Source organism: Paenibacillus qinlingensis (assembly GCF_013204845.1).
GTDB lineage: Bacteria > Bacillota > Bacilli > Paenibacillales > NBRC-103111 > Paenibacillus_E > Paenibacillus_E qinlingensis.
The window spans coordinates 237,261-250,062 of sequence record NZ_JABMKY010000011.1 but is presented as its reverse complement, the minus strand read 5'-3'; the positions used below and the strand labels follow the sequence as shown (position 1 = coordinate 250,062).

Here is a 12,802-nt window from a genome sequence, read left to right as displayed (position 1 = left end):
TCCATGGTTCTTTGGGCTATGTCTCGCCGGATCGATTTGAAGAACTTTACTACAAAAGCGTTAGTTAACTTCTCTTATTAGGTGTCTACTTTCTTGACAGAGGTCCAAAACTCCATCTATTCTCAGCCTTTTTGGTACTATCAGTTGTTTTCCCTTAATTTAGCTGCATAATTTCCATCTAATTCAATAAATCGCTGATTTCTCGCTAATTTAACTGTATATTTTCCATTAATCTATGTTAGCGAGCAAGCCATTTCCGGCTAATGTGTACTTAACAATGCGCTGCCCCTTTCCACTATAGGCAGGCGTGAGCAGACCTTTTGAGCAAAGTTTCTTAAGCATCATGACCGCTGTTCGATGATCAATATCAAAATGCTGCTCCACATCCTTCGGCCGAATCGGCTCTGCACGCTGAACAGCGAGACGAAGTACTTCTTTTTCTGCCATGTGGGCGCGTAGAACAGGTGTTGAACTCGCTTGATATCTCGCCATCACCATTCGCAGCAAGGCTATGCACAGCTCCGGCCTTTGCTCAACATCATCATAAGCGAAGGAAATGACTTGATAACCCATCGCATGAAGAAACGTTTCGCGATTCAATTCATTGCAAAATTTCTGCCTGTCCAGATCACGAACGTGCGAGGCGTAGCCTTTTATTTCGATAAGCAGCTTCACAAAGCCTGGCAACCACGCAAAATCCGCAAAGTAGGAACGCCCCCGCCAATCAAGCACCTCATATTCAGGGTGAAGATGCTCGAAGTCCCCACGTAAAATCCACCAAATTTGTTTCGCAAAGAGCGCCTCCCCGTGCCCATGTCCTCTCTCCAATCTGCCGCGCCGCTCCCCACTACGGTTGTCCAAATGCGTCCGAATAAACGTTTCATGCTCTTCTGCAACATTCATTGTTCTCATCCCCCTTCTAGATAAACAGAAAAACGCCCCGCATCCACTCGATTGAATGGAACGGGACGTTCTTCGTCACTTATTTGTCATTATAAGGGAAATATTATTGAATGACTAGTGCTGATATCTAGATATCGCGGCAATTTAGCTGGTAGTCCTCGATGTACTATTTGAAATAACTGGATTTCCTGTAGCTAATTCAGCACCATTCTCTCGTTTTATTGAAATAACTGGAAAACATACATCTAAAATCGACAGGAACTCGAATATCGCACGCAAACACGAGAATTAGCTGTATATTATCCATTTAAATGGATACAATTTGGATTTTCTCGATAATTAGCTGTACTTTTTCCATCTATTGTGCGTGTGGGGTCGTACGTACGGAGCGTATACCTGCGTACCTAACGATCGTGTACGTGTGATCGCGTAAGTTTGGATCGTGAAAGTTTAGATAGCGTAAGTTTGGATCGCGTAAGTTTGGATCCTGTACGTGTAGATCGTCTACGTGTGGATCGCGCACTTGTATGTGCGTGCATGTTTCCCCGGTGACTAGTTCAAGGACTACAAGAAATAATACTGACTCAAATCTTTGCCCTTCAAAGCATAACGCTTGTAGTGCTGATAGTGCGCCTTGTACAGGTCGCCATCCTTCGCTGGTGCGTACGTTAGGAACAGCTGCTTGCGGCTTTTATCCGATGTATTCGTTCCACTTTGGTGCGGTGTGAAGGAGTGAAAAATAATGACGTCACCCGGCTTCGTCTCAACAATTTCACCTGTTCCAGGATCGATTTCTGCGATTTCCTGCGCGTTCATATTCCGCAGCTCCCCTGCCGTTGAGCGAAGACGCTCGTGATACCCTGGGAACAGTTCCAGCCCGCCATTCACAACAGTAGCTCCGTCAATCGCAACCATCACACTGATAAGCCCCTGGATAGGGAAGCCTTGCCACCATGCTGCATCCTGATGCATACTGTAGCCGTTTGCTCCTGGCAGCTTGAAGATCAGTTTATCTTTGAACAGCTGCGGCTCATCCAAATAAATGTCACGAAGCGGCGTTAGAATCCGCTCATCCTTCACCAAATCCGCGAATACCGCAGAAATATCATGAACCGGGTCCAGTCGTTCGATTTTCACTTCACCGTTTGCATACCCTTTGTGCCCTGCTCGCACATTATTCGGTGCCGTGTACGCGTCTAGCGTGAGGAGCTTGTCGCATTCCGCTTGAAGCACGATAGCCTCTTGCTCGCTGAACACATTTCGCAGCACAAGATAGCCTTTTTCATTATAGCTTTGGATCTGTTCTGTGGTAAGAATGTTAATTTTATTCATGTGTGTAATCTCCTTTGTTTGTTGCTTGTATTTGCTTCCATGACCTAATAGTACTCCGAGTTATTTACATTGCACATGCACTGGTTTATGATATTTCATATACTTTTTTGCAAGTGACACTTCACAATGAAAGGTGAATCACGATGCCACCTATCCAAATGATTCGATACTATTGCAGCGGAATTAGGGATAGCTTTATGATGGAAGAAGATATGTATAAGGACTGGGTCCTACTTGCCCCCCAATCTGGTGGATTTTCTTACAACCTAAGTACCAGCGCAGAGGATGATTTCCAAGAAGTGTCGGTTGGTGAGCTTGTCATTTGTCCGCCAGGCACGTTGTTAAAGCGTAAAGTAACCTCACCTCTCTCCTTTATTTTCATAGAATTCAGTTCAGAGCGCACCTATTTCCATGGCAAAATTATGATCCGAGATATACAGCGTTTAACGTCTACCTTCACTTATTTGCGACATCTATCCGATGAGCCTTCTGATAAAAACAGAGCCTACGCAAACCACTTAATCGCGGATCTTCTGTTCCAAATTGAGAAAGAACAAGACCATATGCCTTCCTACCAGCAGGACAAAACAGACCCGATTACCTACCGTGCCCTTGCTTATATCGAGCAGCATGCATTTGGAACTCACTTTCAATTACAAGACCTTGCGAAGGAGCTGGGTCTCAGCGCTTCTCAATTAACCAGACGATTTCAGCAGGTGTACAAGCTGTCCCCCATTGCTTATGCCACCACACTTCGACTACAAAAGGTACGCTCCCTACTCGTCGACACCGATCTAACGCTCGAGGACATCGCTGAGCAGTGCGGGTATCAGAACGCTTTTTATATGAGCCGCATGTTTAAAAGCAAAATAAAAATAAGCCCCTCGACATATCGAAGGACTTACCGTTTCTAATAGTTCTATCTACTACTTCAATTTATAGCTAACAAACGCTAATTGCTGACTATCCGGTGACCATGAGTTCACATTGATCGTGCCTTGTCCACCAAACAGCGAAACTAAAGTTCGAGAAGAACCTCCCGTACTTGCCATTAATCGGATTTCCACTTCTTTATTCGGAGGATGCGCATTAGGCTCGACATCTCCCTTACGATAAACAATATAGGCAACCGTATTCCCGTCCGGGGATACGTGTGGGAACCAATTATTACTGGGTTCATCTGTCATTTGCGTCTGCTCACTGCCATCCACGTTCATTCGCCACACTTGCATCAAGCCGGATCGTGTGGAATTAAACCAAATATGCTGACCATCTGGCGAATACTCAGGACCGTCGTCAAGTCCAGGAACATCGGTCAGCTGTCGCTCCACACCACCCTGAACGGGAATCGTATAAATATTGTACACGCCATTCCGTTCTGCGCAATAGGATAATTCACGGCCATCCGGAGACCACCCATGCAGATAGCTAGGGGCCATCGCTGTGATCAATGTAGGCTGACCGCCAGCTAGGGGAAGCACGTAAATACGTGACTGACCGTCTTCCTCCGTGTGATGACTAACCGCAATCTGCGAATTATCCGGGGACAGTACATGATCATTATTACACCAATCCGCATACCCGGATTCAATCACTGAACTCTCACCTGTAGCAATTTCATAGGCAAAGAGCCTGCCTCTCCGATTGTAGATAAGACGTTCACCATCGCTTGTCCAGTTCGGCGCCTCAATTAAATCATCGAATTCGGCCAATATGTGACGTTCCCCCGTGCCCACATTCACAATTTCCAGCGTACTGATGACATGCCGTTCTTCCCGCTTCCGGGGATTTTGCAACGTATTCATTGGGATCACCGTCCTTTATAGTCCCATCATACCCACTCCTCAAAAGCACTGTCAAATCTCACCAACACTTGCCTTCCATAGCAAAAAAAAGAGCCGCTAAACAATCAGCAGCCCATGTTCTGGTAAAAGTTGAACGGTCGTCGTGCGACCTTCTGCGGTAATAGCTAATCGATTCCCCCCAAGGTAGCTTCCTAGCGTCGCTCCCGTTCCAACACGATACACATGAATAAAACTTGCATGCGTACCGATCTGGCGATGCAGCAACGCAGTCAGCGGTACGCTTGGATCGATGGATTGGCCCGGCGTTCGAACCGTCAGCAGCTCTTGGTTTGAAAGCATTAATGCCGTTTGATGAATCTGGACACCGTCCGATGAAAGCAAATACGTCAAGCTAACATTCGATTCTTCTGGTAGAACACGCCCTACTATAGGCAACTCTGGTAAATTTGGTTGAATGTGAATAGGTGGATACTGGACTTTATCTGCAAAAGAAAGATCTACAAGTTGCCTAGATTGTGGCGCAACTACGGGATGCATCCACCACTCGATTGACTGAGGCTCCTCATTTGTGAGCGTAACATCGAACCACTCCAACAACCAGTCGCTTGTTAAAAGGAGATGACGATCCAGCTTACAGTCAGGATATGCCGCATCACTTTGCAGCCAAGCATAGGTGCTCGTTTCCGTTTGTTCAAAGCGTAAACAACGCCCCGTATGCTCAGCTTGCGATTTACCGCCTAGTGAAACCGTGTTATGACTGGCGGTCTCACCAAACCACGGACGAAGCGTGGATCCATACGGAACTACGCCGAAATCTGGCGTAAGTGTCTGATCCTTATGCATCAATGTTAAGTGCAGCTTATCAAGGTGCCCATGGGCACCACCGTGTTCGCCAAAATCCACAAGAAAAGACAGAGGGTTATCCGCCTGTCTTCCGATGACAAAACCGGTCGCAGGCCATAGCTTTGACCCGCGTGGCTTCACAAGGGCCTCGAGACTAATCGCTGTGGATGCCGTCTCGCCATACAATAGCGCTTCAAGCCCGCAGCGCGAACCATCCGCCGAGCCCATCTGCCGATAGGCCTCGCGCAGAATCGGCACGAGGCCTTCCACCGCATAGTGGCTCAGCCCCAGCTCGGCTACCTCCGCGATTTCGCGGGCGTAAGGCAGCCGCTCCATCGGTCCGTCGTGCAGCGCTGGCAGCACGCCTCGGTCATCGGCGAGCTCGGCTAGCGCCTCTACCATGCCGCGCATGGACTGCCCTAGCGAACCCTCGCACGCGTACAGATCCTTCTCGCATCGCTTCGCCATCTCAGCGAAGATCAAATACGCCCGCAGCACGAAAACATGATAATACGTGCTGCCTTCGAACTCCAGCTGATCGGGCTTCACGCCGATCGACAGATGATGCCGGAAGCCGCCCTCGGCTTCCACTAATGCCTCAAGCTCATGCCGCTCCCCTCGGGCGGCATACACACAAGCCAGTGATGCGTTCAACCAAGCGGTATAGTTGTTCTCCGCATTGTCCCGCTCGTGGATCAAAATACCACGATACGCACGCATACTCTCTTCAAGCAGATGAAGGAATATATCTACCTTTTGCTGCTCATCTGAGCTAAAAACTACTCCTTCATCCAACAGCAAGACATACGCCCGAATCAGCGTCGTGGACCAGATCGATTCCGTCAGTGCTTGATGAAACGCGCGCCCTTTCAGCATCCACGGCTGCGCATCAGGATGCACAGGATACAGCGGAAACTGCGCCGCATACGCCACGATCAGCCGCTTGCTCAGCTCGGCATAGGCGTAGTCGCGCAGCCCCGCATAAACCGCAGCAGCCTGCAGCGCGACCCGCGCCAGCTGCTGATGCTTATACACCAGCCAGGCGCCTCGGTACTCGGCCCCCTCCACCACACAGCCGTGCGGACAATGAAACCCCGTCGCATCGGCTACGGAAGGATCGAACAGCAGCTCCGTATGGTGCTGCGGACATACATACTGGTGCCACCAGCCGCCTGGCTCCAGTGGAATGTTCAGGCTGCCGCTAGCCTGCAGCCCATCCATCTCTTCCTTCAGCGAGTTCGCCACCTCACTCGCCCAAGCTAAGCGCTGCACCTTCGCGCTAATCGTCTCGCTCACCTTAACGGCATCGCTCATCGCATCATCATCCCGCCGTTAACCTCAATCGTCTCTCCCGTCAGGTAGCCAGCAAGCTCTGATGCCAAATACAGAACTGCACCAGCCACATCCTCTGGTGTGCCTTCGCGCCCAAGTGGAATGCCACCGATAGTCGCTTGACGCGCAGCGTCACTCGTAAACGTGGCGTGGAACATCGTGTTGCCAATGAACCCTGGTGACACGTTATTTACAGTGATGCCACTTGCCGCCACTTCCTTCGCCAGCCCCTTCGAATACGCCATCACAGCAGCTTTGCTAGCCGCATAAATGCTAGATCCTGGTCCACCGCCATTATAGGCAGCGACAGATGACATATTAATAATGCGACCGGCTCCTTTGCCTTTCATGCCGGGCAGCACTCTTTTGCACATAAACACCGTGCTTTTTAAATTCACATTCATAATGCGCTCATACATATCCTCGGTCATCTCTGCGTTCGGCACTCGCTGTACCAAATGGCCCGCGTTATTCACCAGAATATCGATAGGGCTGCCAAAAGCCTGCTCAACCTCATTCACAAGCCTGTTAATTTGCTCGGGATCCGTCACATCTGCTTGAACTAGAATTGCCTCTCCGCCAGCCGCACGAATGGCCGCCACCGTTTCTTCGCCCTGAGCTATGTTAGATAGACAATTCACGCCTACCTTTGCCCCATTAGCAGCAAGAGCTTGAGCAATCGCCCGTCCAATCCCCGCATTCGACCCTGTTACAAGTGCAATTTTCCCAGTAAGATTAAGTCCATTCATATGATTTCTGCCTCCTATAAAATAACTTTTTATATATTGATCAACCTTGTGCAGCCCGCAACTTATCCACAGAAGGTCGTAAAAACCCAGCCAATTGCTCCCCCATCCGACTATGTCCATAATCCGAGGGATGAATCAAATCACTTGTCAAAGAAGTAAAATCACTCATGATCTGCGCTCCGTCTAAAAGGGTCACATTCGCATGCTGACGACTCTCAACATAACGTTTTAACACCTCATTAAATTGCTTTTCAGCCACGCTAAACGGATGTGCCGTATCCTGAAAATACGTTGCCCGATTCGGATAGATCGTTGTCACAAAGATTGGTTTCGCAGGGTGATTGCGGATGATCCCATCCAATAAATAAGTCGCGCGATGCTGAAATTCCTCGGTGCTCACGCTCCCCCTCATATTGACGCCCAGTTCCAGATAGGCTAAATCCCAATCCTCCCGCTCCGCCAAATGGTCCGCTAGCTCCGGCTCACAATAGCAAGACCCGCTGAGTCCTAGATTCAACACATCCATACCAAGACGGCGTGCCGTCTGCTGGACATACCCGTTATAATGACTCAACGCGCCAGCCCCTTGTGTAATCGACGAACCGTAGGCGAGCATGGTCAACTTCGGTATTTCCTGACGATCAGGAGGCCTAATCGCAAAGCCATAAGCATCTATGTCATAAAAGATCGCTGTAAACCTGTCGCAATAGATACGCCACACTTTGGAAGAGAATGCGACACTATCCAATAACGCAGGCGGTACCTCAGCAAATCTTTCGGGTGCTTCCAATTGTAAAGTCGTGACGACACCAGCCTTCAAGTCAAATGCAGCATGGAAAAAATCGCCTCTGAAAACGAGTACACGTCCATCCTTTTCTTGCGCAGCCATCGTCAGCTTGATGTTCTTAGCCTCTGTCACAAATCGAATTTCACAGCCGCTAGACTCGGCAGCTTTGGTTCGGCCTTTTTCGGTTAGCGATTCACGAATCTTCTTGGGAAACCGCTGCAACCTAAGACCAGGTAGATATATTCTCGATTCCAACTCCGCGGTATTATGATAAGCCAAATTCTCCAGCATCTCTTCTCTCCACGCTTTCTCTCTATGTTTGAATTAAGGGGTGATGGTTGTAAAAATAAGGGTTGGTGCCTTGTTGATGTCTGTATATTCTCTGGTATATACCGTCGCTGGATTATCGTCCGACACCATCGTTAACCGGAAGCTAAGTGTACCGTCACTTTGGGTCTGGACATACTTCGTTACGTCAAACGTCACGTAGCTGCCTGCAGTCACAGGAAGATCACCTGCATCCACATCGGTAAATGCTCTTGCTGGCTGATTCGCCGCAGTGATGAGCGTTGGATCCCAACTATCCGTGGCAATCCCATGGAGCAGGAGATCGGCTCCTGCTTGCGCACTCGCCACATACAATTTCAGCTGCACCGTATCGACGGTACCTGACAAGGTCGGCAGGGCTGCTTTCAAGTAACCCGATTGCTTCCCGCCATCTGTCTGAATAAGCATCGTTGTCGTTGTACTGTAGTTCGTATTGGCATTAGTCGATGTGACACTGTCCACGTACGTATCTGCATCCACAACTTTCGTTGTTTGTGAAGGTGTTTTAACTGTGATCGTCAGAGCAGAAGACGTGAATCCGTTATACGTTGCAGATACAGTTGCACTCCCTAATGCAACACCGGTAATACCGCCATTGCCAGATACCGACACAACACTTGCTTGACTACTTGTAAAAGCAGCTCCTGCCCCAGTGGCGTCTTCCGTTGATGTATCTGCGAAATGAGCGGTTACTAGGAGTTGCTTCTTACCACCACCGAGCGCGATACTCGCAGGTACTCCTGAGATCGTAATGCCTGTCATTGCTGGTGTAGTCGCAGTAATGGTATTGCTTGCTGTTGTTCGACTAGCCTGATCCATCGCTTCAACTTTGAACGTGTACGACGTGCCCGGCAAAAGCCCAGTTGCTGTATACGATGTCTTATTCCCAAAAGTAGTATCGTACAGAACGCCGTTCTTATAAATGCGATAACCAACGATGTTTGTATCATCATTTGCCGCAGTCCAGCTGAGCGTTACTTGTCGCGGATTTACCGTACCAAGCGATAAAGGTGTGCCTGAGCTCCAGCTTGGTGCCGTGAGATCCGTCAGAAGATCAGGGGTGTACTCATCTGCTCCGACATCGGGAACACCGGCTCTTGCTTCGTGTTCTATGTCTTCAGTCACGAAAGACAGGGCGCCGCCCTGCCATAATTGCCAACCGAGCTATTGATCGCTGGGCTGTTAGCTGCAAGCTTTTTATACGGAATAGATCTGAGTCTACTATACTCACTTGAGGTCCAAAGCCATGCATAGTCGGACTGACTCAAGTTCAGCACCGCCTCTTTCATCATCGGATAAGCAACTTTCACTTCTGATTCAGTAAGTGCAGCCGAATTTCCCGTAATTAGGGGCACACCTTGCTGTGGAAACATGATATTGCCAGACCAGCTTAAACCTGGGATTGGCGTCATGATTTTAATAAGCTCTTGCTGACCTCCCACCACCACATTATTGGCAAAAGTTAGATTCTGCGGAGCCATGCCGTATCGCACAAACCCCAGCTCAATACCGCTTTTATTGTCCACGAGTGTGTTGTTTGCGATCATAATATTCTTGGCAATGTAGTGATTATTGCTTGGAATCGGCTGCGTCAAATTATCGTTATCACCTGTAGTAAGGGCAATAGTCGCATCCCATTCCGTCCCTGTCAGCCCTTGAAAATAATTGTTATACACCTTGTGATTCTGACCGTAAACCCGCACACCGCCTGTACCTAACGTTCGGCTATCTGGGTTGGTTGGAAGTACTTCACGACCATTCCCAATAAACATGTTGCCATAGACACTAGAACCGTTTCCTGATCTAAGGGACACTTCACCTAAGGATTCAATGAAATAGTTGTAGCGAATGACATTGCCGCCGCTTTTGACAGAGACATATTCAGGGTCACTATCCACATGGTCGAAAATGTTGTACTGAATCGTCGCATACGCATTCAAATGCACCAAATCCGTCACTCCGAGGCGGATGCCTTCGGATTCATTTTCCTGACGAGGCAGCGTATTGCGGAAAATATTGTACTCCACCACATCGTACTGGGTAATTTCGTACGTACCCGCTACGGTGTCTCGATTCCCGTCAAAGAGAATAAACTTTCCGCGATCCTTTTTATTTTCCATCAAGTTGTGATCCACTTGGTTGTGGTGTGAGTTCCATCCATCGATGTACACCCAGCTAGATTTCGTTGCATCCGTCGCTGAGCTTGGTGAATAGAAATAATTGTTCGTTATTCGCATATGGTTACAGCCCGTGATTCGAATCCAATTCGAGGCCGTGCTGTCCATAACGAACGTCATATCTTGAATAGTGATGTAGGAGCTGTCTGTGAATTTGATCGGACCTGCGTTGAAAACCGCCATCCCTTTATTCTTCGCTTTGATCACGATGGGATTGCTGGCATCGCCATGTTTGCCTGTGATGCTGAAGGAAGCATAATTCCCATTCTCTAGCTCGATCACAGCACCTGGGTTCGCTGCATTTATCGCTTGCGCGAGCTGGGTTGAGTTGCTTACAGAGACAGGCGGATTTGCAATGGTTTGCGGTATCGCTGATATTGCTGGAGAGCTGTTCGAGCCTTCACCCGCTGTGTTCACAGCACTAACGACGAAATAGTAAGTCTGACCAACCGTTAAACCAGTCACCGTGTAATTCGTTGATGTGATCGGTGATCCGTTCACCGACGTGAAGGGTCCACTCCCACTGGACGCCATCTTCACATTGTAGCCAGTTGCTGTGGCTGATGCTGTCCACGCTACGTTAATTGCACCAGTGCTAGGTAGTGAAGTCGTTACGCTCGTTGGGGCGCTTGGTGCTGTCGGCGATGATGTCGATCCACTTGTTGCCGTTGCTGTCATATCGTCAAAAGCCGTCGCACCCGCATAGCTGTAAACACCAACTTGACCCGTTGTATACGGGGTCGTGTCTGTTCCTGAAAGGACAAGCGTGCTGCCGTAATAGCCTTCGAGCTTCAAGCTGCCATCCGTGTTCTGCGTCGTTTGAAGTTTCATAGGCAAGTAGCCGAGACTGTCGAAGGACGTGCTCAGTGTCGTGTTCGTGACGGAGACACCGCTAGCGTTCGGCGTTCCTGCCGTTTGGGGCACGCTTACTTTCGCGTTGCCTGTCACTTTTTCGAGGTAAAATTGATAACTGGATGAGTTCTTCTTCATCGTAAAACGGTAATACGTCGCCGTCGTGCCGCTGCCGGAATATCTTGCGACGAGTCCGGCATAGGTGCTGTTCGCGCCAGTCACTTTCAACTTACCTGTTAGCGTGAGGTCACCAGTCTGGATTGCTGGCGTTGTTGCTCCCCACTGGTCGTTCGTTAGGACATACGTGACACCTGTTGTGGTGTCCGTTTGTTTGAGGAAGTGATTGAGTCCGACTACGGCGGTCTCTTCCCCCATTTGCCAGCTTGTGCTGCCGCCAACGACGGTCTTCCAAGGCTGGGTGCTGGTGGAAGCGCTGCCAACTGGTGATGTGTAACCGCTAGTAGCATTGCCATAGCTTTCGAAGTCTTCTTTGACCGTTTTGAGTTCAACTTGGATATCGTCAAATGCTGTCGCGCCAGCATAACTGTACACGCCGACTTGACCGGATGTGTACGGGGTCGTGTCTGTTCCTGAGAGGACGAGCGTGCTGCCATAATAGCCTTGGAGTGTTAGGCTGCCATCCGAGTTTTGAGTCGATTGGAGCTTAATAGGCAAGTAGCCTAGATTGTCGAAAGATGTGCTCAGCGTCGTGTTCGTTACGGAAACACCGCTAGCATTCGGGGTGCCTGCCGTTTGCGGCACGCTTACTTTCGTGTTGCCTGTCACTTTTTCGAGATAAAATTGATAGCTGGATGAGTTTTTCTTCATCGTAAAACGGTAATACGTCGCCGTCGTTCCACTGCCTGAGTATCTGGTGACGAGTCCAGCGTAAGTGCTGTTCGCCCCAGTCACCTTGAGCTTACCGGATAACGTGATGTCGGTTGTCTGGATCGCTGGTGTTGCTGCTCCCCACTGGTCATTCGTTACTACATACGTGACACCTGTGGTTACATCCGTCTGTCTGAGAAAGTGATTCTGTGTCGCTCCACCGGATGCGGCTTCCTCGTCCATGGACCAATTCGTGCTGCTGCCGACGACAGTTTTCCATGGCTGGGTGCTCGTCGAAGTGCTTCCAACTGGTGAGGTATAGCCGGTTGTTGCGTTGCCGTAGCTTTCGAAATCCTCCGTTAGCGGCAATCCTGCTGCTGAGGCTGCAGGTGTAGGGATGATGGCCAGACACAGGGATAACAGCAAAAGTACGGATAACATGCCACTCACAAGCTTCTGTTTCCTAACCATCATTGTGTTCATAACTATAAATTCACCATCCTTTTTATTGAGCTAAGACCCATTATAGTTAGGTCCGCCGCCTAAACACATGATCGAATTTAAGCAGCATTGTGTTTTTTTAAACAGGTAAGGGAACGTGGGTGCGCTATTTGCATGAATTCAGCCTTTGTGCGAAGGTGAGGGGAACGTCAGTACGCTATTTGCCTCATTTACATGTGAGTATGATGGTTTTTGGAGGAATAGTGCATCCTTGTTCCCTTCCGGCTAGAAAAAGTCTGTTTTACCCGGAATAGCGCACCCTCGTTCCCCTTGGTGGAAGGACGCAGCAAAAAAAACCGCTCCCATGGGGGGCAAGGCTTTGGGAGTGGGGGTGCTGGGGTGCCGAGTTGTCGAGGTGCTGAGGTC

Annotated in this window: 9 protein-coding genes; 1 reads left to right on the top strand and 8 read right to left on the bottom strand. The window is 49.2% G+C overall.

Going from position 1 to position 12,802, the window contains the following annotated elements; all coding sequences use genetic code 11:
* Positions 1-228: 228 nt before the first annotated feature.
* Positions 229-903 carry a DUF559 domain-containing protein gene (locus tag HQN88_RS20590; RefSeq protein WP_173115986.1) on the bottom strand — a complete coding sequence of 225 codons (675 nt, stop codon included), beginning with the start codon at positions 901-903 and terminating at the stop codon, positions 229-231.
* A gap of 564 nt (positions 904-1,467) precedes the next feature.
* Positions 1,468-2,235 (bottom strand): phytanoyl-CoA dioxygenase family protein, encoded by a 768-nt coding sequence (locus HQN88_RS20585; RefSeq protein WP_173115984.1) that lies wholly within the window; start codon positions 2,233-2,235, stop codon positions 1,468-1,470.
* A gap of 143 nt (positions 2,236-2,378) precedes the next feature.
* Here HQN88_RS20585 and HQN88_RS20580 point away from each other — a divergent pair, with 143 nt between their 5' ends.
* Positions 2,379-3,149, top strand: a complete 771-nt coding sequence (locus HQN88_RS20580) for a helix-turn-helix domain-containing protein (RefSeq protein ID WP_173115982.1) — start codon at positions 2,379-2,381, stop codon at positions 3,147-3,149.
* 12 nt (positions 3,150-3,161) lie between these two features.
* Here HQN88_RS20580 and HQN88_RS20575 read toward each other — a convergent pair whose 3' ends face one another.
* From HQN88_RS20575 to HQN88_RS20555, 6 genes are all read right to left on the bottom strand, one after another.
* Entirely contained in the window at positions 3,162-4,040 is an 879-nt protein-coding gene (locus tag HQN88_RS20575) for a TolB family protein (protein WP_173115980.1), read from the bottom strand.
* Positions 4,041-4,136: 96 nt separating this feature from the next.
* Positions 4,137-6,197 (bottom strand): heparinase II/III domain-containing protein, encoded by a 2,061-nt coding sequence (locus tag HQN88_RS20570; RefSeq protein WP_173115978.1) that lies wholly within the window; start codon positions 6,195-6,197, stop codon positions 4,137-4,139.
* Positions 6,194-6,964: an SDR family NAD(P)-dependent oxidoreductase gene (locus HQN88_RS20565; protein ID WP_173115976.1), complete on the bottom strand. Its 771-nt coding sequence runs from the start codon at positions 6,962-6,964 to the stop codon at positions 6,194-6,196. The genes HQN88_RS20570 and HQN88_RS20565 overlap by 4 nt, the downstream gene beginning before the upstream one ends.
* Positions 6,965-7,004: 40 nt before the next feature.
* Positions 7,005-8,042, bottom strand: a complete 1,038-nt coding sequence (locus HQN88_RS20560; protein ID WP_173115974.1) for an SGNH/GDSL hydrolase family protein — start codon at positions 8,040-8,042, stop codon at positions 7,005-7,007.
* A 33-nt stretch (positions 8,043-8,075) separates the two neighbouring features.
* On the bottom strand, positions 8,076-9,203 hold the full coding sequence (locus tag HQN88_RS37760) for a CBM96 family carbohydrate-binding protein (RefSeq protein WP_274319248.1): 1,128 nt from the start codon (positions 9,201-9,203) through the stop codon (positions 8,076-8,078).
* Positions 9,200-12,418: a chondroitinase-B domain-containing protein gene (locus HQN88_RS20555; RefSeq protein WP_246320358.1), complete on the bottom strand. Its 3,219-nt coding sequence runs from the start codon at positions 12,416-12,418 to the stop codon at positions 9,200-9,202. The genes HQN88_RS37760 and HQN88_RS20555 overlap by 4 nt, the downstream gene beginning before the upstream one ends.
* Positions 12,419-12,802: the final 384 nt, after the last annotated feature.